22 protein-coding genes are annotated in these 25,571 nt (G+C 74.1%); 8 read left to right on the forward strand and 14 right to left on the reverse strand.

Annotation, left to right across the window (positions count from 1 at the left end):
- Positions 1–566: 566 nt before the first annotated feature.
- Positions 567–1,577 carry a tryptophan--tRNA ligase gene (gene trpS, locus ABZ385_RS31535; RefSeq protein WP_358699124.1) on the forward strand — a complete coding sequence of 337 codons (1,011 nt, stop codon included), beginning with the start codon at positions 567–569 and terminating at the stop codon, positions 1,575–1,577.
- On the opposite strand, the gene ABZ385_RS31540 is transcribed toward trpS, so the two are convergent.
- Complete coding sequence (locus ABZ385_RS31540; protein ID WP_358590270.1) at positions 1,532–2,503, reverse strand: helix-turn-helix domain-containing protein; 972 nt, start codon at positions 2,501–2,503, stop codon at positions 1,532–1,534. The genes trpS and ABZ385_RS31540 overlap by 46 nt on opposite strands.
- Positions 2,504–2,643: 140 nt before the next feature.
- On the opposite strand from ABZ385_RS31540, the gene ABZ385_RS31545 reads away from it, so the two are divergent.
- Positions 2,644–3,228, forward strand: a complete 585-nt coding sequence (locus ABZ385_RS31545) for a cysteine hydrolase family protein (protein ID WP_358590262.1) — start codon at positions 2,644–2,646, stop codon at positions 3,226–3,228.
- A gap of 21 nt (positions 3,229–3,249) precedes the next feature.
- Here ABZ385_RS31545 and proC read toward each other — a convergent pair whose 3' ends face one another.
- The 4 genes from proC to ABZ385_RS31565 all read right to left on the reverse strand — a co-directional run bounded on the left by proC (position 3,250) and on the right by ABZ385_RS31565 (position 6,794).
- A complete protein-coding gene (proC, locus tag ABZ385_RS31550) occupies positions 3,250–4,074 on the reverse strand; it encodes a pyrroline-5-carboxylate reductase (protein WP_358590264.1) in 825 nt (274 codons plus the stop codon).
- A gap of 116 nt (positions 4,075–4,190) precedes the next feature.
- Positions 4,191–4,928: an ABC transporter permease gene (locus ABZ385_RS31555; RefSeq protein ID WP_358699127.1), complete on the reverse strand. Its 738-nt coding sequence runs from the start codon at positions 4,926–4,928 to the stop codon at positions 4,191–4,193.
- The gene (locus ABZ385_RS31560; protein ID WP_358914022.1) at positions 4,925–5,731 is read right to left on the reverse strand and encodes an ABC transporter ATP-binding protein; all 807 of its coding nucleotides are present in this window, start codon (positions 5,729–5,731) and stop codon (positions 4,925–4,927) included. Before ABZ385_RS31560 ends, ABZ385_RS31555 begins: the two co-directional genes overlap by 4 nt.
- A gap of 580 nt (positions 5,732–6,311) precedes the next feature.
- Positions 6,312–6,794, reverse strand: coding sequence for an EamA/RhaT family transporter (locus ABZ385_RS31565; RefSeq protein WP_358589459.1), 483 nt, complete (start codon positions 6,792–6,794; stop codon positions 6,312–6,314).
- A gap of 129 nt (positions 6,795–6,923) precedes the next feature.
- Here ABZ385_RS31565 and ABZ385_RS31570 point away from each other — a divergent pair, with 129 nt between their 5' ends.
- Positions 6,924–9,182 (forward strand): protein kinase, encoded by a 2,259-nt coding sequence (locus ABZ385_RS31570; protein WP_358914023.1) that lies wholly within the window; start codon positions 6,924–6,926, stop codon positions 9,180–9,182.
- Between the two features lie 71 nt (positions 9,183–9,253).
- Here ABZ385_RS31570 and ABZ385_RS31575 read toward each other — a convergent pair whose 3' ends face one another.
- From ABZ385_RS31575 to ABZ385_RS31595, 5 genes are all read right to left on the reverse strand, one after another.
- Positions 9,254–9,502, reverse strand: a complete 249-nt coding sequence (locus ABZ385_RS31575) for an SH3 domain-containing protein (protein ID WP_358589464.1) — start codon at positions 9,500–9,502, stop codon at positions 9,254–9,256.
- 162 nt (positions 9,503–9,664) lie between these two features.
- The gene (ilvD, locus tag ABZ385_RS31580) at positions 9,665–11,518 is read right to left on the reverse strand and encodes a dihydroxy-acid dehydratase (RefSeq protein WP_358589454.1); all 1,854 of its coding nucleotides are present in this window, start codon (positions 11,516–11,518) and stop codon (positions 9,665–9,667) included.
- A gap of 263 nt (positions 11,519–11,781) precedes the next feature.
- Positions 11,782–12,414 (reverse strand): TetR family transcriptional regulator, encoded by a 633-nt coding sequence (locus ABZ385_RS31585; protein ID WP_358914024.1) that lies wholly within the window; start codon positions 12,412–12,414, stop codon positions 11,782–11,784.
- Positions 12,411–13,235, reverse strand: coding sequence for a sugar phosphate isomerase/epimerase (locus ABZ385_RS31590; protein WP_358914025.1), 825 nt, complete (start codon positions 13,233–13,235; stop codon positions 12,411–12,413). The genes ABZ385_RS31585 and ABZ385_RS31590 overlap by 4 nt, the downstream gene beginning before the upstream one ends.
- Before the next feature lie 57 nt (positions 13,236–13,292).
- Positions 13,293–14,228 (reverse strand): Ppx/GppA phosphatase family protein, encoded by a 936-nt coding sequence (locus ABZ385_RS31595; protein WP_358589447.1) that lies wholly within the window; start codon positions 14,226–14,228, stop codon positions 13,293–13,295.
- Between the two features lie 71 nt (positions 14,229–14,299).
- Between ABZ385_RS31595 and ABZ385_RS31600 the strand changes: the two genes are divergently transcribed.
- Entirely contained in the window at positions 14,300–15,304 is a 1,005-nt protein-coding gene (locus ABZ385_RS31600; RefSeq protein WP_358699877.1) for a hypothetical protein, read from the forward strand.
- 69 nt (positions 15,305–15,373) lie between these two features.
- Here the strand turns inward: ABZ385_RS31600 and ABZ385_RS31605 are convergent, their stop codons facing one another.
- A complete protein-coding gene (locus tag ABZ385_RS31605; protein WP_358914026.1) occupies positions 15,374–17,437 on the reverse strand; it encodes a hypothetical protein in 2,064 nt (687 codons plus the stop codon).
- Between the two features lie 186 nt (positions 17,438–17,623).
- Between ABZ385_RS31605 and radA the strand changes: the two genes are divergently transcribed.
- Both radA and disA read left to right on the forward strand, forming a co-directional pair.
- Entirely contained in the window at positions 17,624–19,033 is a 1,410-nt protein-coding gene (gene radA, locus ABZ385_RS31610) for a DNA repair protein RadA (RefSeq protein ID WP_358586120.1), read from the forward strand.
- 79 nt (positions 19,034–19,112) lie between these two features.
- On the forward strand, positions 19,113–20,237 hold the full coding sequence (gene disA / locus ABZ385_RS31615; protein ID WP_358586119.1) for a DNA integrity scanning diadenylate cyclase DisA: 1,125 nt from the start codon (positions 19,113–19,115) through the stop codon (positions 20,235–20,237).
- Between the two features lie 72 nt (positions 20,238–20,309).
- Here the strand turns inward: disA and ABZ385_RS31620 are convergent, their stop codons facing one another.
- The gene (locus ABZ385_RS31620) at positions 20,310–21,137 is read right to left on the reverse strand and encodes a hypothetical protein (RefSeq protein ID WP_358586118.1); all 828 of its coding nucleotides are present in this window, start codon (positions 21,135–21,137) and stop codon (positions 20,310–20,312) included.
- 183 nt (positions 21,138–21,320) lie between these two features.
- Between ABZ385_RS31620 and ABZ385_RS31625 the strand changes: the two genes are divergently transcribed.
- Positions 21,321–22,070, forward strand: coding sequence for a phosphatase PAP2 family protein (locus ABZ385_RS31625; protein ID WP_358586117.1), 750 nt, complete (start codon positions 21,321–21,323; stop codon positions 22,068–22,070).
- Between the two features lie 49 nt (positions 22,071–22,119).
- On the opposite strand, the gene ABZ385_RS31630 is transcribed toward ABZ385_RS31625, so the two are convergent.
- Both ABZ385_RS31630 and ABZ385_RS31635 read right to left on the reverse strand, forming a co-directional pair.
- Positions 22,120–22,794, reverse strand: a complete 675-nt coding sequence (locus ABZ385_RS31630; protein ID WP_358586115.1) for a response regulator transcription factor — start codon at positions 22,792–22,794, stop codon at positions 22,120–22,122.
- A 32-nt stretch (positions 22,795–22,826) separates the two neighbouring features.
- Positions 22,827–24,260 (reverse strand): histidine kinase, encoded by a 1,434-nt coding sequence (locus ABZ385_RS31635; RefSeq protein WP_358586113.1) that lies wholly within the window; start codon positions 24,258–24,260, stop codon positions 22,827–22,829.
- A 309-nt stretch (positions 24,261–24,569) separates the two neighbouring features.
- Between ABZ385_RS31635 and ABZ385_RS31640 the strand changes: the two genes are divergently transcribed.
- Positions 24,570–25,505 carry an A/G-specific adenine glycosylase gene (locus ABZ385_RS31640; RefSeq protein WP_358586112.1) on the forward strand — a complete coding sequence of 312 codons (936 nt, stop codon included), beginning with the start codon at positions 24,570–24,572 and terminating at the stop codon, positions 25,503–25,505.
- The last annotated feature ends 66 nt before the right edge of the window (positions 25,506–25,571 follow it).

Here is a 25,571-nt window from a genome sequence, read left to right on the forward strand (position 1 = left end):
GGTTCCCGCTCCGGCCTTTCGGCTTTCGCGTTTCCCTTTCCGGCGGTTCCGACTCTATCAGATCCTTTCGGGCCTGATTCCCGGTCAGAGCGGGTTGTCTTCGCGGCTGTTGGGCCGTTCCGACGAGTGAGACTTTAGCGGAATCCTGGCTCCCGACCTAATCGGGGGCGCCCTCTCGAACGCCGATTCCTCATTTCGCAAATACGCATGAAAACGAGCCGAAGGCGGATCCCGTGAGGGAACGCGACGTCGATCGCTTGAATGGTTGTTGCGGAATGGCCGCCCGGGGACCGACCAGCTGGTGGTCGGCGCTCACGTCGGGCAACTCGGAGAACACTACGTACCCCCTCCAGGAGTGTCAACTCCCTGCCGGGGCGCCCTCCCGGCGCTACCCTGGGGCCCATGACAACGCACGCGTGCACCCAGCTGTGGTGGGCCGCCTGACGGCGGCCGTACTCACGCGCGTGTACCCAACGGCCGCCGCCTCGGCGGCCGTTCGTGTCTCTCCCCGCGGAGGGCCCGGAGCCCGGTCGTCGGGCCGGCGGCCCGGAGCAGGAGGCGGAGAGATGACGAGGATCTTCAGCGGGGTCAAGCCGACGGGGCATCTGACCCTGGGCAACTACCTGGGGGCCGTCCGGCGGTGGGCCGAGGTCGACCAGTACCGCGCCGACGCGCTGTTCAGCGTCGTGGACCTGCACGCGCTGACCGTGGACCACGATCCCGGCCGGGTGCGCAGGCTCAGCAGGCAGGCGGCGACGCTGCTGCTCGCCTCCGGGATCGATCCCGGACGGGCCACCGTCTTCGTCCAGAGCCATGTCGACGAGCACGCCCGGCTCTCGTACCTGCTGGAGTGCGTCGCCACGGACGGCGAGATGCGGCGGATGATCCAGTACAAGGAGAAGTCCGTGCGGGAGCGGGCGCGGGGCGGGAGTGTGCGGCTTTCGCTGCTCACCTATCCCGTGCTGATGGCGGCGGACATCCTCGCGTACGGGGCCGACGAGGTGCCGGTGGGTGAGGACCAGACGCAGCACGTCGAACTCACCAGGGATCTGGCGGTGCGGTTCAACCAGCGCTACGGGCAGACCTTCGTGGTGCCGCGGGCCACGCCGCCCGAGGTCGCCGCGCGGGTCATGGACCTCCAGGATCCAGCGTCGAAGATGGGCAAGTCCCACGAGGCCGGGGCGGGGATCGTCTATCTGCTGGACGAGCCGGACGTCGTGCGGAAGAAGATCCTGCGGGCGGTCACCGACAGCGGGAGCGAGGTCGCGTTCGACCGTGCGGCCAGGCCCGGGGTCTCGAATCTCCTGGAGATCCTCGCCGCCTGCCAAGGGGCGGCCCCGGAAGCGCTCAGCGGTGCGTACACCTCGTACGGCGCGTTGAAGAAGGACACCGCCGATGCCGTGGTGGAGCTGCTCAGGCCGGTGCAGGAGCGGCACAAGGAGCTGATGGCGGACCCCTCCTATGTGGAGGGGGTGCTGCGGCAGGGGGCCGAGCGGGCCCGGGGGATGGCGCGGCCCACGGTCGACGGCGCCTATCGGGCGATCGGTCTGCTGCCCCCGGAGAACGAGGCGCGGTAGGCGCGGGGGCTGGTGGCGAGGCGCGACGCGAAGTGCTGGCGCATCGTGACCTCGCTGCCGAAGCCGGCGCGGCGGGCGACCTCCGGCATGGGCAGGTCGGTGCGTTCCAGCAGCTTCTGGGCGGCGGCGACGCGCTGGTCCAGGAGCCAGCGCAGGGGCGTCGTGCCGGTCGCCGCCGTGAAGTGGCGGGCGAAGGAGCGTGCCGACATGCCCGCGCGGGCGGCGAGGCCGGCGACCGTGAGCGGTTCGTCCAGATGCCGGAGCGCGTACTCGCGTACGGCGGCCAGGGTGTCGGCGTCGCGGTCGGCGCGCGGGGTGGGGTGCTCGATGAACTGGGCCTGCGTGCCCGTGCGGAAGGGGGCCGTGACCATGGAGCGCGCGATCGTCGCCGCCGCTTCGGAGCCGTGGGCGGTGCGGACCAGGTGCAGGCACAGGTCGATGCCGGCGGCTGTGCCCGCCGAGGTCCAGATGTTGTCGTCCTCGATGAAGAGGGCGTCGGGCTCGACGCCGACGCGGGGGTGATGGGCGCGCAGCAGGTCGACGAGGTTCCAGTGGGTGATCGCGCGGCGGCCGTCGAGGAGGCCCGCCTGGGCGAGGGCGAAGGCGCCGCCGCACAGCGCCGCGACGGTGATGCCGCGCGCGTGGGCCGTGCGCAGGGCGTCGAGGACCGGCGGCGGTACGGGGGCGAGGTGCGCGTCCAGGCCCGGCACGACGACCAGATCGGCGCCGGTGAGCCGGGTCAGCCAGGCGAGGGTGCGGTCCGGGGTGAGGGTGAGGCCGCCCCGGAGGGGGACGGGCGCGGGGTCGGCGGCGACCCGGCGCAGCTCGAAGCGCGGGACGCCCCGGTCGGTGCGGTCGGTCCCCCAGACCTCGTTGATGACGGATACGTCGAAGGCGCGGATGCCGGGGAAGGCGAGGAGGGCGATGCGCTGAGCGGGGCGGGCGGTCGCCGCCGCCGTGGAGTTCGTCGGGGTTTCCGTCGGGGCGGGCACGGTGGCAGTAAACCATCGATCGCTGGCTTTTGTGGCTCTGGGGCGGCGGGGGCGGGCGCGGCAGCATCGTGGTCATGGAGATCGCGGAGAACGCAGCACTGGTCGTGGTGGACGTACAGAAGGGGTTCGAGGAGGAGGAGTTCTGGGGGCCCCGGAACAATCCGGGGGCCGATGACAACATCGCCGCGCTGATCGACGCCTGGCAGGCCGCGGGGCGCCCGGTCGTCTTCGTACGGCATGACTCGCCGAAGCCGGCGTCGCCGTTGCGGCCGGGATACGCGGGGAACGGCTTCAAGGCATATGTCGAGGAGCGGCGCGGGAAGGGCGCGGGGGCCGAGCTGCTGGTGACGAAGACGGTGAACTCGGCCTTCTACGGGACGCCGGACCTGGACGCGTGGTTCAAGGCCGAGGGGATCTCGCAGTTCGTGGTGGCCGGGATCCAGACGAACATGTGCGCGGAGACGACCGCCCGGATGGGCGGGAATCTCGGCTATGAGGTGTTGTTCGCGCTGGACGCCACCTACACCTTCGACCTGGAGGGGCCTTTCGGGTGGCGGCGCGAGGCGGAGGAGCTGGCGCAGGCCTCGGCGGTCACCCTGCACGGTGGTGGGTTCGCGCAGGTGGTGACCACCGCGGCGCTTCTCTCCTCGGAGGGCTGAGGGGGCCCTGGGCGGGCGGTGTCAGCTGTTGTTGCCGGAGGCCAGTTCGCGGCTGCGGTCGCGGGCCGCTTCCAGGGCCGCGATGAGGGCGGCGCGCACGCCGTGGTTCTCCAGTTCGCGGATCGCGTTGATCGTCGTGCCCGCCGGGGAGGTGACGGCCTCGCGGAGTTTCACCGGGTGCTCGCCGCTGTCGCGGAGCATGACGGAGGCGCCGACCGCCGCCTGGACGATCAGGTCGTGGGCCTTGTCGCGGGGCAGGCCGAGCAGGATGCCGGCGTCCGTCATGGCCTCGACGAGGAAGTAGAAGTAGGCCGGTCCCGAGCCGGACAGGGCGGTGCAGGCGTCCTGCTGCGTCTCGGGCACCCGCAGCGTCTTGCCGACGGCGCCGAAGATGCCCTCGGTGAGGGCGAGCGCGTCGGCGCTGGCGTGGCTGCCGGCCGAGATGACGGACATGCCCTCGTCCACGAGGACGGGGGTGTTCGGCATGACGCGCACGACGGGCGTCCCGTCGGCCAGGCGCTCCTCGATGAACGCGGTGGTGATGCCGGCGGCGGCGCTGATGACGAGGCGGTCGGGGGTGACGTGCGGGGCCAGTTCGTCGAGCAGCTTCGCCATGTCCTGCGGCTTGCAGGCGAGGATCAGGGTGTCGGCCCGCGTGGCGGCCTCGGCGTTGCTGACGGGGGCGACGCCGTAGCGGGTGCGCAGCTCGTCGGCGCGTTCCTGGCGGCGGGTGGTGACCAGCAGGTCGGCCGGCGCCCAGCCGCTGCGGATCATGCCGCTGAGCAGGGCTTCACCGATCTTTCCGGTGCCGAGGACTGCGACTTTCTGGCTCGTGGTGCGGCTCATGGGCGGGGCCTTCCGGGGTTGCGTCGTCCGGGGGCCATCCTCGCATCGGGCGGCGGCGGTCCGAGGGTGCGTCCGGTGGGCGGACGCGGCCCCGGGGGGCTCGGGGGAGGCGGGGGTCAGGCCGTGCGGCGGCGCAGGGTGGCGGCGCCCAGGCCGAGGACCAGGACGGCGCAGCCGGCGACGATGACGGCGTCGCGCACGAAGTCGCCGGTGACATCGGGGTGGCGGAGCACTTCGTTCATGCCGTCGACGGCGTACGACATCGGCAGCACGTCGGAGATCTTCTCCAGGACCGGCTGCATGGCGTCCCGGGGTGCGAACAGGCCGCAGAGCAGGAGTTGGGGGAAGATCACCGCCGGCATGAACTGGACGGCCTGGAACTCGGACGCGGCGAACGCGGAGACGAACAGGCCGAGGGCGGTGCCCAGCAGGGCGTCGAGCAGGGCGACCAGGAGCAGCAGCCAGGCGGAGCCGGTGACGTCCAGGCCGAGGGCCCACAGGGCGAGGCCGGTGGCGAGGGCGGACTGGACGACGGCGAGGGCGCCGAAGGCGAGGGCGTAGCCGGCGATGAGGTCGCCCTTGCCGAGGGGCATGGCGAGGAGGCGTTCGAGGGTGCCGGAGGTGCGTTCGCGCAGGGTGGCGATCGAGGTCACCAGGAACATGGTGATGAGCGGGAAGATGCCGAGGAGCGAGGCGCCGATGGAGTCGAAGGTGCGCGGGGCGCCGTCGAACACGTAGCGCAGGAGCAGCAGCATCACGCAGGGGACCAGGACCATCAGGGCGATGGAGCGGGGGTCGTGGCGCAGCTGGCGCAGGACGCGGGCGGCGGTGGCGAGGGTGCGGTGGGTGTTCATCGGGGGCTCCTTGCCGTGTCCTGGTCGACGAGGTGGAGGAACGCCGCCTCGACCGTGTCGGATCCGGTGCGGGCGCGCAGCGCCTCGGGGGTGTCCTCGGCGAGGATGCGGCCCTCGCGCATGAGGAGGAGGCGGTGGCAGCGTTCCGCTTCGTCCATGACGTGGGAGGAGACGAGGATGGCGGCGCCCCGTTCGGCGGCGATGGCGTGGAAGAGGTGCCACAGGTCGCGGCGGAGCACGGGGTCGAGGCCGACGGTCGGTTCGTCCAGTACGAGCAGTTCGGGGGTGCCGAGCAGGGCGACGGCGAGGGAGACGCGGCTGCGCTGGCCGCCGGAGAGCCGGCCGGCGAGGGCGTCGGCGTGGGTGGTCAGGTCGACGTCCTCGATGGCGCGGGTGACGTGTGCGCGGCGGCGTTCGGCCGCGGGGCCGCGGCCGGGGTCGAGGACGGCGGCGAAGTAGTCCAGGTTCTGGCGGACGGTCAGGTCGTCGTAGACGGACGGGGCCTGGGTGACGTAGCCGATGCGGGAGCGCAGGGCGGGGGCGCCGGCGGGCCTGCCGAGGACGCGCAGGGTGCCGGTGACCCTGGCCTGGGTGCCGACGATCGCGCGCATGAGGGTGGACTTGCCGCAGCCGGAGGGGCCGAGGAGGCCGGTGATCCTGCCTCGGGGGACCGTGAAGTCGAGGCCGCGCAGGACGGTGCGGGGGCCCCTGGTGACGGTGAGGCCTTCGGCCTGGATGGCGGGGCCGTGCGGGGTGTCGTCGGCGGACGGCGGGTCGGCCGACGGGGGCTTTTTATTCATCATGCGATGAATACTCCTCCGGGCGGGGCGGCTCGTCAAGGGTTATTCACCGGGCGATGAATAAAGCGCCCGGTTGGGTCTGCCGGAGGGGTGTCGGGGGCGGAGGCCCGGCGGGGCGGGGGCCTGGGTCTGCTGGCGCCGGGGGGTCTGGCGGGGCCGGGGGTTGCCGGAGCCAGGGCTCTGCCGGGCCGGGGGCCTGCCGGGGCTGGGGGTCTGGCGGGGCCGGGGCTCTGCCGGGGCCGGAGGCCTGCCGGAGCCGGGGGTCTGCCGGGGCCGGAGGCCTGCCGGAGCCGGGGGTCTGCCGGGGCCGGAGGCCTGCCGGAGCCGGAGGCCTGCCGGAGCCGGGGCTCTGCAAGAGCCGGGGGCCCGCCGGGGCCGGGGCTCTGCCGGGGCCGGGGGCCTGCCGGGCCCGGCCTGCCGGGCCGGGGCGTCTGTCGGAGCCGGGGCTCTGCCGGGGCCGGGGGCCTGCTGGCTCCGGGGGGCTTGCGAGGCCGGGAGCCTGCCGGGCCGGGGGCCCGCCAGGCCAGGGGCCCGCCAGGGTGAGCGGACCCGGTCAGGGGCTCGCCCAGGCCGGGCGGCCGGTTCAGGGCTTGCGCTTTTTGCGGGACGGGTTGCCCGCGCGGCGTGCGGCGCGCTTCTCGTACTGGGCGAGTGCCGCCTCGTACTCCTCGCGGTGCAGGCGCTCGCCCGGGGCCTCGGTCAGGGCGCGGAAGAAGTACGCGAGGAGGCCGCCGATGAAGCCGATGGTGAGCAGGCCCCGCAGCTGCGCCTGGGACGCCGGGTCGTGCCGCTTGGTGAAACCCTCCCAGGTGCGGCGGAAGGCGATCGCGCTGCAGATCGCGAACATCACGACGACGAGGAGATTGACGACCGTCCCCACCTCCGCGATGACCAGCCCCTCGTAGGCGAAGCGCAGCACGAGGCAGCCGGCGGCGGCCGCGAGCAGCGAGCCGGCGGCGGCACCGGCCCGGCGCGCGCCGTAGCCGCCGTCGTGGGCGACCCACGTCGTGCCGAAGAAGCGGAGGGGCTCGGGGCGCGGGCCGGGGGCGGTGGTGTCTTCGCTCACCGTTTGATTATCGCCCCGCCCGTCACACAGCGGCGCGCCCTATTCGTCCCCCTCCTTGTCCTGCCCCTGTACCCGGCCGCTAGTTTGGGCGGCGTAAGCCGTAACGGGGGATCACGGGGAGGTCGGACCATGTCACTCCGTGGAGGAGATCCCGAGGAGATCGGCGGGTATCCGCTGGAGGCGCGGCTCGGCTCCGGCGGCATGGGCACGGTGTTCCTGGGGCGTACGGCTTCGGGGCGGCCGGTCGCGATCAAGCTGATCCACCAGCAGTTCGCGGATGACGAGGAGTTCCGGATCCGCTTCCGGCAGGAGGTGGCCGCCGCCCGGCGCGTCAGCGGCGCCTTCACCGCGGCCGTGATCGACGCCGACCCGGAGGCCGCCCACCCGTGGATGGCCACGACGTACATCGAGGGCCCCACGCTCGCCCAGCGCATCGCCCGGCACGGCCCGATCGGCGGCGCCGACCTGCGCAGGCTGGCCATCGGGCTCACGGAGGCGCTGCGGGACATCCACCGCGCGGGGGTCGTGCACCGGGACCTGAAGCCGTCGAACGTGGTCCTCTCCCCCGAGGGGCCGCGGGTCATCGACTTCGGCATCTCGCGCGCCGCGGACCAGCAGACACTGACGATGACGGGGCGGGTCATCGGGACGCCGCCGTTCATGTCGCCCGAGCAGTTGCAGGCGCCGCGCGGGGTCGGGCCGCGCTCCGACGTGTTCTCGCTGGGCACGCTGCTCGTCTACGCGGCGACGGGGCAGGGGCCCTTCGACGCGGACAGCCCGTACATGACGGCGTATCAAGTCGTGCACGAGCCGCCGTCCCTGGGCTCGGTGCCGGCCGCGCTGCGCGAGGTGGTCGAGCCGTGTCTGGCGAAGGACCCCAAGGACCGGCCCTCGGCGGACGAACTGCTGGTACCGCTGCGGGACCTGCCGGCGGACCTCGGGGGCGCGGCGGTCCCGGGCGGGCCGCGCCGCACCCGGGAGACGGACACCCAGCACCATCTGGCCACGGACGACGCGACCCCGCCGCCGACCACTGCCCAGTCGTCCGGCGACGGTGCGCCCGGCGCCGAGCCGGGCGCCGTGCGGCGGCCCGCCGGTGGCCGGCGCCGGCTGCGGACCGTGCTGGCCGCCGTGGTCGCCGTCGCGGCGATCGGTACGGGCGCCGCGCTGATGCGGGCCGACGACACCGACAAGCCGGAGAGTGCGAACGGCCAGGGCGGGGGCCGCGCTGTCGCGGCGACCGGGGCGCCGCTGCCGGACGGGTTCCGGCCGTGGCTCGAGAAGGTGCCGGGCGGGCGGGCCGACATCCCTGACGAGCTGCGGTGCGAGGCGCGCGGCGACGCGCTGTTCTGCGGGGGCGGCGGGGTCGTCGCGACCCGGATCGACGCCTCCGACGGCTCCCGGGTGTGGACGGAGAAGAGCCCGGGCGTCCCGGTCCAGGGCATGCACCTGGTGGGCGTCGCCGGTGACACGGTGCTCGGCTACCGCTTCGCGGCCGAGGGCGCGCCCGGCCCCGCCACCGAAGTGGTCGCCCTCGACGCGGACAAGGGCGAGGAGCTGTGGTCCGTGCCGTCCGGCGCGCAGTCGACGGCCGTGACGGGGCAGACGCGGGACGCCGTGGTGGTGGGCTCGGCCGTCGTGACGGTCGACGCGGACAACTCCCGCTTCGAGGCCCGGCGGGCGCGCAGCGGCAAGGTGCTCTGGCGGCAGCCGTTCCCCTCCGGCACGCGGTGCGCCCCGCTCGCGTCGGGCGCCCGGCTGTACGCGATGTGCGCGTCGGACGCCGAACTGGCCGAGGGCCCGGTGCGCCGGCCCGCGCTGCGGACCATGGACCCGGCCTCCGGAGGCCTCGGCGGGGCCGTCGCCGTCAAGGGGCCCGTGCTGCCGGCCGGTACGGCGGGCGACAGCCTCGTCTTCCTCCACCAGCGGATGGAGGGGCCGGCCTCGGTCGGCTTCGACGGCGTGACCCGCGTGGACCGGTCGCTGCGCAAGGTGACGTACGCGCGCCTGGCGAAGGCGTACGAGGGGACGCCCGGGATGGCGGGCGGCACCGTCTATGTGAGCGGGCGGACCGGGCTCGTCACGGCCCTCGACCCGGTGAGCGGTCGCGAGAAGTGGGACCGGCAGACGGGCGTCGAAGGGGCGTCGGGGCCGGTGGCGGGCGGCGACGGCGGGGCCCTGTACTTCAGCTCGGCCGGCGGTCGCGTCGTCGCGCTCTCCGCGCGCGGGGGCGAGCCGCTGTGGACGACGGACCCGCGGGCGGACGGTGTCGCGGGCGAGGTGAACGCCGCGCCGCGCGTCACCGTCGCCGGGCGCGTCCTGGTCGTCGCGGCGGCCGAGAACACGGTGTTCGCCTTCGACGCGACGAGACCCCCGAAGCCCGGGTGACGGGCCCCCGGTCTCCGGCTGCTCCTGCGTCGGGGCCCGAGCACAGGTCCGCCGCTGTCCCCCGTAAGGCCTCAGCAGCGCGGCGCCACGTAGCCGTTGCTGCCCGTGCGGACGTAGGTGTCCGAGACGTACCGGCCGCTGCCGATGCGGTCCCAGAGCTTGGAGGTGCCGGTCGGGCCCGTGACCGTCTCGCCCGGCTTCTGGCAGGCGATGGCGACCTGCGAGCCCGCCCTGAGGCGGCCCACCTTGGCGTACGAGGAGCCGGGTCCCGAACGGACGTTGACGTCCGCGGCGATCGTGTAGGTCCTGGCGGCCAGGATGGTCTCGACGGGCTCCGCCGTCCCGGCCAGACCCTCGGGTGTGATGACGTTCTCGCTCACAGTTCTCTCCCCCGTTGACGGACGGCGCGGGCCGTCCCTGGCATGTTCCTCACACCAAGGACGCGCCCGCGCCGCGAAAGGTTTCGGGGGGTCCGCCCGGGTTCAGCCGAGCTTCGACACGTCCCGCACCGCGCCCTTGTCGGCGCTGGTCGCCATCGCCGCGTACGCGCGCAGGGCCGCCGAGACCTTGCGCTCGCGCGCCTTGGGTTCGTACACGCCGCCCAGTGCCTCCCGGCGGCGCGCCAGCTCGGCGTCGTCGACGAGCAGCTCGATCGAGCGGTTCGGGATGTCGATGCGGATGCGGTCGCCGTCCTCGACCAGCGCGATCGTGCCGCCGGACGCCGCTTCGGGCGAGGCGTGGCCGATCGAGAGGCCGGAGGTGCCGCCGGAGAAGCGGCCGTCGGTGACCAGGGCGCAGACCTTGCCGAGGCCGCGGCCCTTCAGGAAGGAGGTGGGGTAGAGCATCTCCTGCATGCCGGGGCCGCCCTTGGGGCCCTCGTAGCGGATGACGACGACGTCGCCCGCAGTGACCGCCTTGTTGAGGATCTTCTCGACGGCCTCTTCCTGCGAGTCGCAGACGACCGCGGGGCCCTCGAAGGTCCAGATCGACTCGTCGACACCGGCGGTCTTCACGACGCAGCCGTCCACGGCGATGTTGCCCTTGAGGACGCCCAGGCCGCCGTCCTTGGAGTAGGCGTGGGCGACGTCGCGGATGCAGCCGTTCGCGGCGTCCGTGTCGAGGGTGTCCCAGCGCTCGGACTGGGAGAAGGCCTCGGCGGAGCGCTTGCAGCCGGGCGCCGCGTGCCACAGCTCCAGGGCCTCCTCCGAGGCGGAGCCGGAGCGGATGTCCCAGGTGTCCAGCCACTCCTTGATGGAGGGCGAGTGGACGGTGTGCACGTCCTCGTTGAGGAGGCCGCCGCGGTACAGCTCGCCGAGGAGCGCGGGGATGCCGCCGGCGCGGTGCACGTCCTCCATGTAGTACGTGGTGGTGGGCGCGGCGTTCGGGGCGACCTTGGCCAGGCAGGGGACGCGGCGCGAGACGGCGTCGATGTCGGACAGGTCGTAGTCGACCTCGGCCTCGCGGGCGGCGGCGAGCAGGTGCAGGATCGTGTTGGTGGAGCCGCCCATGGCGATGTCCAGGGCCATGGCGTTCTCGAACGCGGCGTGCGTGGCGATGTTGCGGGGCAGGACGGAGGCGTCGTCGCCGTCGTAGTACCGCTTGGTGATGTCCACGACCGTGGCGCCCGCGCGCTGGTACAGCTCCTTGCGGGCGGTGTGCGTGGCGAGGACCGAGCCGTTGCCCGGCAGGGAGAGGCCGATGGCCTCGGTCAGGCAGTTCATGGAGTTGGCGGTGAACATGCCGGAACAGGAGCCGCAGGTCGGGCAGGCGTTCTCCTCGATGCGGAGGATGTCCTCGTCCGAGATGCTCTCGTCCACCGCGTCGCTGATCGCGTTGACCAGGTCGAGTTTGCGGACCGTGCCGTCGACGAGGGTGGCCTTGCCGGCCTCCATGGGGCCGCCGGAGACGAAGACCGTCGGGATGTTGAGGCGCAGGGCGGCCATCAGCATGCCGGGGGTGATCTTGTCGCAGTTGGAGATGCAGATCAGGGCGTCGGCGCAGTGCGCCTCGACCATGTACTCCACGGAGTCGGCGATGAGGTCGCGCGAGGGCAGGGAGTACAGCATCCCGCCGTGTCCCATGGCGATGCCGTCGTCCACCGCGATGGTGTTGAACTCGCGGGCGATGCCGCCCGCCTCGCGGATCGCCTCCGACACGATGCGGCCGACCGGCTGGAGGTGGGTGTGGCCGGGGACGAACTCCGTGAAGGAGTTGGCGACCGCGATGATCGGCTTGCGCCCGATGTCGGCCCCCGGTACACCGGAGGCGCGCATCAGGGCGCGGGCGCCCGCCATGTTGCGGCCGTGGGTGACTGTGCGGGACCTGAGCTCGGGCATCGTCGCTCGCTCCTTCGGCAGGGATGGGGCTGCTGTCGAGCGTACGCCGCGGCTCCGGGCTCCGGACAGCGTGTCCGAATGGCGGGACGGCCGTCTCACGGCTCAGGCGTCGGCCGTACGAACACTGGGGTGTCGGCCGTACGAACGTCGGGGCGTCGCCCGTACGAACGTCGGGGCGTCGCCCGTACGAACGTCGGGGCGTCGGCCGTACGAAGGCGGGGTGCCGGTCGTACGAAGGCGGGCCCCAGGGGTCGTACGAGCGGTCAGGCGCCGGTCAGGTGGCCCTGCACCACGGGGGCCACCCGGGCCACGATCTGCTCCATGTCCGCCGAGGCCAGCGGCTCGACCTTGATCACGTACCGCAGCATGGCGACGCCCACCAGCTGGGCGGCGGCCAGTTCGGCGCGCAGCTCCGCGTCCGGCAGTTCGAGCCGGCGCGCGATGCGGCCGAGCAGCTGGGCGGCGACGAGGCGGCGGAAGACCGCGGCGGCCGTCTCGTTGTTCAGCGCGGAGCGCACGACGGCCAGCAGCGGGGTGCGGGTGGCGGGGTTCTCCCAGACGCCGAGCAGGAAGCGGGTCAGGCGCTCGCCGACCCCGTCGAGCGGGCCCTCCTCGACGGCGGCGGGCGCCTCCAGGGCGGGCGCGAAGGCCACGGCGACGGCCGCCTCGAAGACCTGCTCCTTGGTGCCGAAGTAGTGGTGCACGAGCGCGGGGTCCACCCCGGCGGCCTTGGCGATGCCGCGCACGGAGGTCTTCTCGTACCCCCGTTCGGAGAATTCGTCGCGGGCCGCCTGGAGGATGCGGTCGCGCGTGGCGGGCCCGGCCTCCGACTGCGTACGGGAGGGGCGCCCCCGGCGGCGCGGGGCGGCGGGCTCCGACGGCGCGCCGGAGGTCATGAGCGGGGCACCCGCACCGCCGACGCCAGGTGCAGCCGGGTGAAGGCGAGCGCCTCGGCGAGGTCGGCCTCGCGTTCGGCGCCGGACATCGCGCGCCGGGTGTTGACCTCGATGACGACGTGCCCGTCGAAGCCGGTGGCCGCCAGGCGTTCGAGCAGCTCGGCGCAGGGCTGGGTGCCGCGGCCGGGGACGAGGTGCTCGTCCTTCGCGGAGCCCTTGCCGTCGGCGAGGTGGACGTGCCCGAGCCGGTCGCCCATGCGGTCGATCATGTCCATCGCGTCCGTGCGGGCGGTCGCGGTGTGCGAGAGGTCGACGGTGAAGTGGCGGTAGTCGTCCTTGGTGACGTCCCAGTCGGGGGCGTACGCGAGCATCTCGCGGTCGCGGTAGCGCCAGGGGTACATGTTCTCCACGGCGAAGCGCACGTCCGTCTCGCCGGCCATCCGCCAGATGCCCTCGACGAAGTCGCGCGCGTAGGTGCGCTGCCAGCGGAAGGGCGGGTGCACCACGACGGTGGAGGCGCCGAGCTTCTCGGCGGCGGCCCTGGCGCGCTGGAGCTTGACCCACGGGTCGGTGGACCAGACGCGCTGCGTGATCAGCAGGCAGGGCGCGTGGACGGCAAGGATCGGGATCCGGTGGTAGTCGCTCAGCCGGCGCAGGGCCTCGATGTCCTGGCTGACGGGGTCGGTCCACACCATGACCTCGACACCGTCGTACCCGAGGCGCGCGGCGATCTCGAAGGCCGTCGCCGTCGACTCCGGATAGACCGAGGCCGTCGACAGGGCGACCTTCGCATCCGGGATGCGCACCACTGGATCTGCCACGAGGAACAGGGTACGGGCCGCGCCCGCACACCGGGGAGGCGGCCTCGCGCCGCTCGCTCAGGGGGTCGGGGGCAGGTGGTCGAGCCGCCGCAGGATCACGCCCTCGCGCAGCGCCCACGGGCAGATCTCCACGGACTCGCACCCGAAGAGGTCCAGCGCGCCCTCCGCCACCAGCGCCCCGGCGAGCAGTTGTCCGGCCCGCCCCTCGGAGACGCCGGGCAGCTCCGCGCGCTCGCTCGTGGTCATCGCGGCGAGCTGCGGCACCCAGTCCTCCAGGGACTTCCGCTTCAGTTCGCGCTGTACGTAAAGGCCGTCCGCCGAGCGCGCCGCGCCCGCCAGCCGGGCGAGCTGCTTGAACGTCTTGGACGTCGCCACGATGTGGTCGGGGGTGCCGAAGCGGGCGAACTCCCCCACCGTACGGGCGATCTGGGCGCGCACGTGCCGCCGCAGCGCCTTCACGTCCGAGGGGTCGGGCGGGTCGGCGGGGAGCCAGGCGGAGGTGAGACGGCCCGCGCCGAGCGGCAGGCTGACCGCGCAGTCCGGCTCCTCGTCCAGGCCGTAGGCGATCTCGAGGGAGCCGCCGCCGATGTCCAGGACGAGCAGCTTGCCCGCGGACCAGCCGAACCAGCGCCGGGCGGCCAGGAACGTGAGCCTCGCCTCCTCCTCGCCGGACAGCACCTGGAGGTCGACGCCGGTCTCCTGTCTGACCCGGGTCAGGACGGCGTCGGCGTTGGTCGCCTCGCGCACCGCGGAGGTGGCGAACGGCAGCACTTCCTCCACGCCCTTGTCCTCGGCGGCCTCCATCGCCGCGCGGACGGTGGCGACCAGGCGGTCGACGCCCTCGGGGCCGATCGCCCCCGCCGGGTCGAGGAGTTGGGCCAGCCGCAGGTCGGCCTTGTGGGAGTGCGCGGGCAGCGGGCGCGCGCCGGGATGGGCGTCGACCACGAGCAGATGCACCGTGTTCGACCCCACGTCGAGGACACCGAGTCTCATGCACGGAACGCTACGCCGGATCGGGCGCTCTGCTGGCCCCGGGCGGCCCACCGCCCGCATACCCTGGAGATGTGCCAAAGACGAAAAAGACGAAGGCCGACAAATCGAAGTCGGGGAAGCCGGAGAAGGCCGGAAAGGCGGAGAAGGAAGGCGCGGCCGGCCGGTCCGGGGAACCCGCGAAGTCCAAGAAACCCGCGGTGTCCGCCAAGCCCGCGAAGTCCGCCGAGGAGTCCACCAAGGCCGGTGGGTCCGGGGTGCTCGGCAGGGCGGAGAAGAACGAGGAGGTCGGGAAGTCCGGGAAGCAGGCGAAGGTCGCCAGGGCCGAGCCGGACGAGAAGGGCCTGGACTTCGCCCGGGCCTGGGTGGAGTTCCCCGACCCCGCGGACGACGAGCAGGTCTTCCGCTGCGACCTGACCTGGCTGACCTCGCGCTGGAACTGCGTCTTCGGGAGCGGCTGCCAGGGCATCCAGGCGGGCCGCGCCGACGACGGCTGCTGCACGCTGGGCGCGCACTTCTCGGACGAGGACGACGAGAAGCGCGTCGCCGGGTACGTGGAGCGGCTCACGCCCGACATCTGGCAGCACCACGACGTGGGCCGGGAGACCGGCTGGGTCTCCACGGACGAGGACGGCGACCGCCAGACCCGCCCCTTCAACGGCTCCTGCATCTTCCAGAACCGCCCCGGTTTCGCGGGCGGCGCGGGCTGCTCGCTGCACATCCTGGCGCTCCGGGAGGGCCGCGAGCCCCTGGAGACGAAGCCGGACGTCTGCTGGCAGCTGCCGGTGCGCCGGACGTACGACTGGATCGACCGGCCCGACGACACGCGCGTGCTGCAGGTCTCCATCGGTGAGTACGACCGGCGGGGCTGGGGCCCGGGCGGCCACGACCTGCACTGGTGGTGCACGTCGGCGACCTCGGCGCACGGCGCGGGCGACCCGGTGTACGTCTCCTACCGCCCCGAGCTGATCGAGCTGATGGGCAAGGAGGGCTACGACCGTCTCGTGGAGCTGTGCGAGGAGCGGCTGCGCTCCCAACTCCCGCTGTTCGCCCCGCATCCGGCGGATCCCGCCCGCTAGGCGGCGGACCCCGCCGGGGTGGCCGACAGGTTCCGTGCGGGTGGCCGCCGGTGGGGCGGGGCGGATCGGTCAGCCGGGGCCCGTGTCCCCGTCGCCGGGAGGCGATGAGGGGCCTCCCGGCCCGGGGTCCGAGGGCGTGGGGTCGGGATCCGTCGGTGTCGGCGTCGGGTCGGGGCCGGGGTCGGAGGGGCCGGGGTCCGAGGGGCCGGGATCGGACGGGCCGGGGTCGGAGGGCCTCGGGTCCACGGGGCCGGGATCGGTGGGGCGCGGCTTCGGCCCTGGGCCGGGATGGGACGGCGGCCGTCCGTCGCCGTGCCCGTCGATGGAGATGACCGCCCCCGAGGGGGCGACGGCCACCCGGGCGCGCCATGGCCCGTACGGCTCGCGGCTGTGGTCGACGTACACCTGGATGGTGACCGACTCTCCCGGTGCGAGCGTGCCCGACGAGCGGCTCAGGTAGAGCCAGTAGACGTCCTCGGCCGCCGACCAGGCGACCGGTGCGCCACCGGACGCCGTCAGCGTGATGAGCGTCGTGTCGCCGATGGGCCGGGCCGTGACGGTCAGGCGCCCGGGGCCCGTCCGGGAGCCGGACGGGGAGCCGCCGCTGATGACCTCGACGGAGACGTCCGGTGAGCGGCCGCCCGTGGTGAAACGGGTGTGGGGTCCCTTGCGGGCGTTGCCCGCGTTCTCGTAGTCGCGGGTGCGGTCGCTGCCGAGTCCGGCGCTGTCGCCCTCGCTCGCGGTGACGGGGTTGCCGTCATGGCCCTCTCCGGTGAGGGGCGCTCCCCGGTAGGCGGCCCACAGGGCGAGCACCGGGGCGGCCACGACGGTGGCGACGACGGTCGTCGTGACGGCACGCGCGCGCAGGCGGTCGCGGCGCGCGGCGTGGTCCTTGGGGTCCATCGGGAAACCGCGCCGGTCGTAGCGGGGGTGGGCGCCGCGCGCGCGGGCGACGTGCGCCATGGCGAGCGGCAGGGCGTCGCGCGGGGCCGCCACGAGGGGGAGCGTGGCCGGGCTCACGGCCGTGCCGGGCCAGGCGCCCGCCCCGGCGCGCTCGGCGGTGCGGCGGCAGCTCGGGCAGTCGTCGACGTGCCGGACCAGCTCGCGGCGCAGGGCGGCGCCGAGCAGCAGCTGATTGTCGCCGGTCAGGCGGGCGACGATGGGGCAGCTGCCGCTCTCCACGACGGCGAGGGCGGCGCGGGTGCGCTCCACCTCGCAGGCCGCGGAGGCGAGCAGGCCGCGGGCCTTGGCGAGGTCCATGCCGAGGACGGCAGCGACCTCGGCCGGGGTGAGCTGGTGGCGTACGGCCAGTTCGAGGGCCTCGCGCTGCTCGGGGGTGGTGCCGGCCGCCTCCGGCCAGGCGAGCTGCGCCAGCTCCCGGTGCCGCCGCCGGGCGGTCTCCTCCGGGAGGGCGGCGGGGTCCTGGGCGGAGCCGCCGGACGCGCCGGACGTGGCGGGGGTGGCGGGCCGGCTCCGGTTCGGTGCGCCGGGTGCGCCGGGTGCGTCCGGTGCGACACACGCGACCGGTGAGGCGCCCGCGCCGAGTGGGACGGAGGAGCCCCTCGCGGCGGACGAGCCCGGTGCGGCGGAGGAGCCCGCCGCGGCAGCCGCGCCCGGAGTCGCCATCGCGTCGGCCGAGACGCCCGCGCCCCTTGAGACACTCGCGTCGGCCGGCGCGGACGCACCCGGCGAGGCAGACGCCCCCGATGAGGCGGACCCGGCGGACCGCGCGGCCCGGGTGGCGGCGGCCGCGTCCCGGCCCGCCCTGCGGCCGGCGCCCGCACCCCGGGCCGCGTGCGCGCCCTGGCGGTTGCGCTTGGCCTCGGCGAGCCGGCGCAGGCAGACCCAGCGCGCGAGGGCGTAGAGCCAGGGGCGCAGCAGCTCGCCCTCGGCGCCGGGGCCCCGCGAGCCCCTGCGCTCGGCGAGCTGGAGCACGTCGCCCAGCGCCGCGGTGGCCGCGTCGTGATCGCACAGGACGGAGAGGCAGTAGGTGAAAAGGCCGTCCAGGCACGGTTCGTAGCGCGCGGGCGGCGCCGTCCGGGACGCCTGACGGGGCGCCGAACGCTTGCGCGAGTCACGGTGCGCCCGGTGTGCGCCGGTTGCGTTCGCGGGAGTTTCCGGCCTGCTGCTCATCACCCGTGCGAAGGTAGGCGGATGATGCAGGCCCCTTCCTCCGTCTCGGGCACATTTAATCCTTACGGGTGAACAGATCCCTCAAAAGGGGACAGGAACCCACCCTTCCGAAACCTCGTTCCCCACCCGGGGCGGGCGCTCGGCGCCCCGGGCCGGGTTGTCAGTGGGCTCGGCTACGGTTCGAGCATGGCTGCCCGTACGAAATCCACCAAGGACCGTCCGTCCTACCGCTGCACCGAATGCGGCTGGCAGACGGCCAAGTGGCTCGGCCGCTGCCCCGAGTGCCACGCCTGGGGGACGGTCGAGGAGTACGGCGCGCCCGCGGTCCGCACCACCGCCCCCGGCCGGGTCACCTCCTCCGCCGTCCCGATCGGCGAGGTCGACGGCCGCACGGCCACCGCGCGCTCCACCGGCGTGCCCGAGCTGGACCGGGTCCTCGGCGGCGGTCTGGTGCCGGGCGCCGTCGTGCTGCTCGCGGGCGAGCCGGGCGTCGGCAAGTCCACGCTGCTGCTCGACGTCTCGGCGAAGGCCGCGAGCGAGCAGCACCGCACGCTCTATGTGACGGGCGAGGAGTCGGCGAGCCAGGTCCGGCTGCGCGCCGACCGCATCGGCGCCATCGACGACCACCTGTATCTGGCGGCGGAGACCGATCTGTCCGCCGTCCTCGGCCACTTGGACGCCGTCAAGCCCTCCCTGCTGGTCCTCGACTCGGTGCAGACGATCGCCTCGCCGGAGATCGACGGCGCACCCGGCGGCATGGCGCAGGTCCGCGAGGTCGCGGGCGCCCTGATCCGCGCCTCCAAGGAGCGCGGCATGTCCACGCTCCTGGTCGGCCACGTCACCAAGGACGGCGCGATCGCGGGACCGCGCCTGCTGGAGCATCTCGTCGACGTGGTCCTCCAGTTCGAGGGCGACCGGCACGCGCGCCTGCGCCTGGTCCGCGGCGTCAAGAACCGGTACGGCACGACGGACGAGGTCGGCTGCTTCGAGCTGCACGACGAGGGCATCACCGGCCTCACCGACCCCAGCGGCCTCTTCCTGACCCGCCGCGCCGAGCCCGTGCCGGGCACCTGTCTGACCGTCACCCTGGAGGGCCGCCGCCCCCTGGTCGCCGAGGTCCAGGCGCTCACGGTCGACTCGCAGATCCCGAGCCCCCGGCGCACCACCTCCGGCCTGGAGACCTCGCGCGTGTCGATGATGCTGGCCGTCCTGGAGCAGCGCGGCCGGATCACGGCCCTCGGCAAGCGGGACATCTACAGCGCGACGGTCGGCGGAGTGAAGCTCTCCGAGCCCGCCGCGGACCTCGCCATCGCCCTCGCCCTGGCCAGCGCGGCGAGCGACACCCCGCTGCCGAAGAACCTCGTGGCGATCGGGGAAGTCGGCCTGGCGGGCGAGGTCAGACGGGTCACGGGGGTGCAGCGCAGGCTGTCCGAGGCGCACCGGCTCGGCTTCACCCACGCGCTCGTACCGGCCGATCCGGGCAGGATTCCCGCCGGTATGAAGGTCATCGAAGTCGCCGACATGGGTGAGGCGCTCCGCGTCCTTCCGCGATCCCGTCGCCGAGAGGCCCCACGGGAGGAGGAAGAGCGCCGGTAGACTTTGCCCTGGTCTCGCCCATCCGTACGAAGACAGACGTACGGAGGAGGCTTGGAGTACGTGCGACCGAGGGAGTGCAGTGGCAGCCAACGACCGGGCAGCGAGTCCCGGCAAGCCCGGCGGAAGCACCGCTGCCGAAGTGCTGATGCGCGCCTCCCTGAGCGCCGTCGCCCCCGGCACGGCCCTGCGTGACGGCCTCGAACGCATCCTGCGCGGCAACACCGGCGGTCTGATCGTCCTCGGCTGGGACAAGACGGTCGAGTCGATGTGCACGGGCGGTTTCATCCTGGACGTCGAGTTCACCGCGACGCGCCTGCGCGAGCTGTGCAAGCTCGACGGCGGCATCGTCCTCGACAAGGACATCACCAAGATCCTGCGCGCCGGTGTGCAGCTGGTGCCGGACCCGAAGATCCCCACCGAGGAGACGGGCACCCGGCACCGCACGGCGGACCGCGTCTCCAAGCAGGTCGGTTTCCCCGTCGTCTCCGTCTCCCAGTCCATGCGCCTGATCGCGCTGTACGTGGACGGTCAGCGCCGCGTCCTGGAGGACTCGGCGGCGATCCTCTCCCGCGCCAACCAGGCCCTCGCGACGCTGGAGCGGTACAAGCTGCGCCTCGACGAGGTCGCGGGCACGCTCTCCGCCCTGGAGATCGAGGACCTGGTGACGGTGCGGGACGTCACGGCGGTCGCCCAGCGCCTGGAGATGGTGCGCCGCATCGCCACGGAGATCGCCGAGTACGTGGTGGAGCTGGGCACGGACGGGCGTCTTCTCGCCCTCCAGCTGGACGAGTTGATCGCGGGCGTCGAGCCCGAGCGCGAGCTGGTCGTCCGGGACTACGTGCCCGAGCCGACCGCCAGGCGCTCCCGCACGGTGGACGAGGCGCTCCAGGAGCTGGACGCCCTCTCCCACGCGGAGCTGCTCGAACTGTCCACCGTCGCCCGCGCCTTGGGCTACACCGGTTCTCCGGAGGCCCTGGACTCGGCCGTCTCGCCGCGGGGCTTCCGCCTCCTGGCCAAGGTCCCCCGGCTGCCCGGCGCCATCATCGACCGTCTCGTGGAGCACTTCGGGGGTTTGCAGAAGCTGCTCGCCGCCAGCGTGGACGACCTGCAGACGGTGGACGGCGTGGGCGAGGCCCGCGCGCGCAGCGTCCGCGAGGGCCTCTCCCGCCTCGCGGAGTCCTCGATCCTGGAGCGGTACGTCTAGCCGCTGGCCGGACAAGGCCCTGGAGGAGCCGGCGGCGGCCGGCCCTCCCGGAATCATCGACCCTTCTTTGGGTCAGTCCTTCTCCAGCACGAACGAGGCGCGGGCGGTGCCAAGTCCGGGCGTCTTCGCCTCGATGAGATAGGTACCGGCCTTCGCCGTCGCCCCCGAAGGCGTGGCGCAGCGCGGCTCGCTGCCCCGCCGGTCCCACTGCACGGTGTGCGTCACGTGCCCCTCGGCCGGCACGCGCAGCAGCAGACTGCCGCCACCGGAGGGGCAGTCGGCCGAGGACCAGAACTCCTCGTCGCCGTCGGCCCGGGTGATCGTCACGACCGTGCCCTTGCCGCCCAGGTCGACCTTGCAGGCCTTGCCGCCGCGGTTCTCGGCGATCAGCTCGAACTTCGGCTTCTCGCCGCGCTCGTACGCGTTCTTGACGCTGCGCAGCTTCAACTTCGCGCTGCTGCCGGTGCAGTTGGGCACCTTCGTACCGGCCGGGAGCCGGTCGCCGGAGCCGCCGCCCCCCTTGGCGTCGTCGGCCGAGCCGCCGCCACCGCCGGAACCCGCCGCCCCTCCGGAGCCCGCGGCGCCCCCGGAACCGCCGGCGCCACCCGAGCCCCCCGACCCGCCCGAACCGGAACCGGAGTCCGAGCCGTCGTCCGACTCGTCGCGTCCGCCCGGGTGTTCGGTGATCGCGGACCCCGATTCGGAGGGGCCCGGCGTGATGGACGTCGCTGGGCCGTTGCCGTTCGGCCCGTCGGCGCCGTTCTCGCCGCCACCACCACCGGAGGTGGCGACCCAGACGGCGAGGAGCACCAGCAGACCGAACACGGACAGCAGGACGGCCCTCCGACGCCAGTAGATGGTGGAGGGAAGCGGCCCGACCGGATTGCGCAGAGATCCCACGCCCAAACCTTACGAGAGATCCGGCGCTTGTCCCGCCCCACCCGCCGCCCTGAGCGACAAAGTTTGCCGATCATCATCCCGGAGAGCCGTTCCGGACCCTTCCGGCACTGTCCATCGTCAGGGGTGCGCACGGAACGATCGCCGGATGTGACGATTCGGACTCACTCCGTACCGTCCGTAATCATGGACACCATGGACGACGATCTCTACCGCGACATCACCGACTTCGCCCACGACACACCGTCGTGGTTCCAGCACCTCGCGGAGGTGTGGACGGAACTCGGGCTGCTTCTCTTCGGCGTGCTCTTCGTCGTCGCCTGGTGGCGTGCCCGGCGCGGTGATCCCCGCGCCCTGGCCGTCGCGGTGCTCGCTCCCCTGGCCACCGCGGTGGCCTATGTGTGCAGCGAGTTGGCCAAGTCCGCCATCGACGAGGAGCGGCCCTGCCGGGCCGTGTCCGGCGCGTTGAAGCCGCTCGTCGAGTGCCCCGCGTACGGCGACTGGTCCTTTCCCAGCAACCACTCGACCATCGCGGGTGCCGCCGCCATCGGCCTCGCGCTCGCCTGGCCGCGGCTGGCGGCGCTGACGGTTCCGATGGCCGTGCTCATGGCCTTCTCGCGGGTCTTCGTCGGCGTGCACTACCCGCACGACGTGGCGGTCGGCCTGGTCTTCGGCGCGTTGATCACGTACGCGGTCGTCCGGCTCGCCACGCGGCCCGTGGCGCGGGTCGCGCAGACGATGCGCGGGTCCTCGACGGGCGTGGTGCGCTGGTTCGCCGGTCCCGGCCCGGCGCTCGCCCCCTCCCCGGCGACGGATCCGGCGGCGTACGACACCCCGACGATGACGTTCCGCCGCCAGGACCCGCACGGGCATGACCCGTACGCAGATGGCTCCCCCACGCACGGCTCGCGTCGCCGCAACTCGCATCGCCGCTGAACCGGGCCCCGTTCGGGGCGATTCGGGGCGCTCGGTGGCAGGGCGGGGCTCAGTCCGGGTCCGGGACGAGCCCCGCCTCGTACGCGACGATCGCCGCCCGCACGCGGTTCTTGACCCCGAGCCGTTCGAGGACCGCGCTCACATAGGCCTTGACGGTGCCTTCCACGAGGTGGAGCCGGGCGGCGATCTCGGGGTTGGACAGGCCGGCGCCGACCAGGGCGAGGACCTCGCGTTCGCGGGGTGTGAGGGCCTCGACGCGGGTGCGCGCGGCGGCGCCTCGGCCGAGCCGGCGCACGCCCGAGCGGTCGATGACGTGCCGGGCCACTTTGGGCGAGAGGAACGCGGCGCCGCCCGCCACGGCCCGGACGCCCGCGATGAGTTCGTACGGATCACCGGACTTCAGGAGGAAGCCGGTGGCCCCGCCGCCGAGGGCGCGGGCCACGTACGCGTCCTCGGAGAACGTCGTCAGCATGGCCACCGCGGTGCCCGGCACCGTACGGACGATCTCCTCGGCCGCCGCGAGGCCGTCCAGGCGCGGCATGCGGATGTCGAGCAGCGCCACGTCGGGCCGGTGGGCCTGGGCCAGGGAGACGGCCTCGCGCCCGTCGGCGGCCTCCGCGACGACCTCGATGTCCCCGCCCGCGGCGAGGATGGCCCGCACGCCCGCGCGGAGCATGGCCTCGTCGTCGGCCAGCAGAACCCGGATGGCCTTGGCCTGATCCACCGCACACACTCCTTGTCGCTCGCGTTCTTCGCTCATCCGTCGGCCGTGGGGATCACGGTCTTGTCCACGAGTCGGCCGCCGTCGCCGCCGAAGCAGATCCTGAAGTAGGGGACGGCGGTGAAGAGTTCACCGCTCGCGCGGTAGTACGCGCAGTCGGCGCCGTCCGGCGGGGGGCCCGGCGCGCGTTCCACGGGCGGGTCCGAGGCGGCCCGGTCCGGCAGCACGGACTCGACGGCGGCGCGGGGCGCCCCGACGCGCAGGCGCGCGTAGTCGGCGGGGTCGAGCACGGAGTGCGTCCGTGAGTACGCGTACCAGGCGAACGCCCCGCCGACGAGCAGGACGCCGGCGGTGACGGCGCCGCCGAAGGCCAGCACGGTCCGGCGGCGCGCGGAGGCGAGGCGGGCGCCGGAGTGCGGGGGCGGCGCGGGGGCGCTCCCCGCGACCGGCAGCCGGGCGGCCACCCGGAAGCCGTCCGCGTGCGGCCCCGCGTCGAAGGTGCCGCCCAGGTCGGTGACCCGGGCCCGCAGACCGCGCAGCCCGGTACCGCCCTCCGAGGGCCGAGCGGGCTGCCGGGGGCGGCCGTTGACGACGGTGACCGTCGTCGCGTCCTCGCCGCGCCGCACGGTGACGGTGACGGGGGCACCGGGCGCGTGCCGGGCGGCGTTGGTCAGCGCTTCCTGGACGACGCGGTGGACGGCGGGGTCGGTCGGGCGCGCCGGCGCGTCGTCGTCGTACGTGATGTCCAGGCCGGACTCCGCGGCGCGTGCGACGAGGTCGGCGGTGCTCTCGCCGGTGGGTGCGAGCGGGGCCCGCTCGTCGTCGTCCTCGCGGAGCAGGCCGATGATCGCGTGCAGGCGGTCCGTGGCCTGCGAGGCGGCGGCGCGCAGGTCGGCGGCGGCCGCGCGGTGCCGGTCCGCCAGGTCGGGGGCGACCTGGAGGGCGCCCGCGCGGACGGCGATGAGGCTCAGTTCGTGGCCCAGGGAGTCGTGCGTGTCCTGGGCGATGCGGGCGCGTTCGCGCAGCCGCGCGCGGTCGGCGACGATGCGCTGCTCGCGCTCCAGCTGCTCGGCCCGCGCCCAGCCGGCGGCGGCCAGCTCGCGGCCCTGGCGCCAGTAGCGGCCGCCGAGCCAGGGGAAGACGGCGCCGAACACGAGCGTCCCCACGAGGACGAGCCACTCGACCACGGGATCGACGTCCCGCACGGCGATCTTGACCGTGCCGACGACGGCGACGCCCGCGAAGGCGAGCAGCGCCGGCCCGGTGCGGGGCGCGCGGCGGCCGAGGAGCAGCGCGAAGAGGGCGAGGGCGGGGCCGTGGGAGAGCGTGAAGAGGGAGGGGGCGGTAACGAGGCCGAGGGCGGCCGCGGCGAGGAAGGCGAGCAGCGGGCGGGCGCGGCGGACGCCGACGGCGGCGGCCAGCACGGCCGACGCGGCGAGCCACGCGCCGACGGACCGGGGCTCCTCCACCCCCAGCCACCCCACCACCACCCCGGGCAACACAAGCCCCACCCACACCCCGACCCCCCACACCCACCTCTCCACACCCCGACGCTACTTCCCCACCCCCCACCCCACCCCTGCCGATAGTCAGTACCGACCCACTTACCGAGCCCCGAACTCCGTGCCCCGACCCCCGAGACCCGGGGTATCGGGTGGGTGGGTGGGAAAACAACCCGCGCGAAGCGCGGGAAAAACCGACGCACCCGCAGACAAAAGACGACCCCACCCCGAGCCACCCCGGAGAACCGCCGAGGCCATGGCAGGATCGACCCTGCCATGACTGCTCCCACCAAGCCCACGCCGAACAGCCCGGCCCCGGGGGACTCCCCCGAGTACGCCGGGGACGCCCTCCACACCCCCGTCATCGCCTGGTTCGACGCACACGCCCGCGACCTGCCGTGGCGGCGCGAGGACGCCGGGCCGTGGGGCGTGATGGTCAGTGAGTTCATGCTCCAGCAGACGCCGGTCAGCCGTGTCCTGCCCGTGTACGAGCAGTGGCTGGCCCGCTGGCCCCGCCCCGCCGACCTCGCCGCGGAGGCCCCCGGCGAGGCGGTCCGCGCCTGGGGGCGGCTCGGTTACCCGCGCCGCGCCCTGCGGCTGCACGGCGCCGCCGTGGCCATAACGGAACGGCACGGTGGCGACGTACCGGCGCAGCACGCGCAGTTGCTCGCCCTGCCCGGCATCGGGGAGTACACCGCGGCGGCCGTGGCGTCCTTCGCGTACGGGCAGCGCCACGCCGTCCTGGACACGAACGTGCGCCGGGTCTTCGCGCGGGCCGTGACCGGCGTGCAGTACCCGCCGAACGCCACCACCGCCGCCGAGCGCAGGCTGGCCCGCGCCCTGCTCCCCGAGGACGAGCGCACGGCGTCGCGCTGGGCCGCCGCCTCCATGGAGCTGGGCGCCCTGGTGTGCACCGCCAAGAACGAGGCCTGCGGGCGTTGCCCGATCGCCGACCGGTGCGCCTGGCTCTCGGCGGGCAAACCGGCGCACGACGGCCCGGCCCGGCGCGGCCAGACGTACGCGGGCACGGACCGCCAGGTGCGGGGCAAGCTGCTCGCGGTGCTCCGCGAGGCCCTGACCCCCGTGCCGCAGGCCGCCCTCGACCGGGTGTGGGACGAGCCGGTGCAGCGGGCGCGCGCGCTGGACGGCCTGGTCGCCGACGGTCTGGTCGAGCCGCTGCCGGACGGTCTGTACCGCCTGCCGCTGACCTGACGGGCGGGGCGCCGCGACCCGCGCCCCGCGCCCCGCGTAACCGAGGACCCGGCAGGGCCCCCGCTT

The sequence above is a fragment of the Streptomyces sp. NPDC005898 genome (assembly GCF_040629635.1).
Taxonomy (GTDB): Bacteria; Actinomycetota; Actinomycetes; order Streptomycetales; family Streptomycetaceae; genus Streptomyces.

What these genes read in the sequence shown, in the direction of transcription:
- trpS (WP_358699124.1), top strand. Translation starts at nt 567, where the DNA reads ATGACGAGGATCTTCAGCGGGGTCAAGCCGACGGGGCATCTGACCCTG.
- ABZ385_RS31545 (WP_358590262.1), top strand. Translation starts at nt 2,644, where the DNA reads ATGGAGATCGCGGAGAACGCAGCACTGGTCGTGGTGGACGTACAGAAG.
- proC (WP_358590264.1), bottom strand. Translation starts at nt 4,074, where the DNA reads ATGAGCCGCACCACGAGCCAGAAAGTCGCAGTCCTCGGCACCGGAAAG.
- ABZ385_RS31555 (WP_358699127.1), bottom strand. Translation starts at nt 4,928, where the DNA reads ATGAACACCCACCGCACCCTCGCCACCGCCGCCCGCGTCCTGCGCCAG.
- ABZ385_RS31560 (WP_358914022.1), bottom strand. Translation starts at nt 5,731, where the DNA reads ATGATGAATAAAAAGCCCCCGTCGGCCGACCCGCCGTCCGCCGACGAC.
- ABZ385_RS31570 (WP_358914023.1), top strand. Translation starts at nt 6,924, where the DNA reads ATGTCACTCCGTGGAGGAGATCCCGAGGAGATCGGCGGGTATCCGCTG.
- ilvD (WP_358589454.1), bottom strand. Translation starts at nt 11,518, where the DNA reads ATGCCCGAGCTCAGGTCCCGCACAGTCACCCACGGCCGCAACATGGCG.
- ABZ385_RS31585 (WP_358914024.1), bottom strand. Translation starts at nt 12,414, where the DNA reads ATGACCTCCGGCGCGCCGTCGGAGCCCGCCGCCCCGCGCCGCCGGGGG.
- ABZ385_RS31595 (WP_358589447.1), bottom strand. Translation starts at nt 14,228, where the DNA reads ATGAGACTCGGTGTCCTCGACGTGGGGTCGAACACGGTGCATCTGCTC.
- ABZ385_RS31605 (WP_358914026.1), bottom strand. Translation starts at nt 17,437, where the DNA reads ATGAGCAGCAGGCCGGAAACTCCCGCGAACGCAACCGGCGCACACCGG.
- radA (WP_358586120.1), top strand. Translation starts at nt 17,624, where the DNA reads ATGGCTGCCCGTACGAAATCCACCAAGGACCGTCCGTCCTACCGCTGC.
- ABZ385_RS31625 (WP_358586117.1), top strand. Translation starts at nt 21,321, where the DNA reads ATGGACACCATGGACGACGATCTCTACCGCGACATCACCGACTTCGCC.
- ABZ385_RS31640 (WP_358586112.1), top strand. Translation starts at nt 24,570, where the DNA reads ATGACTGCTCCCACCAAGCCCACGCCGAACAGCCCGGCCCCGGGGGAC.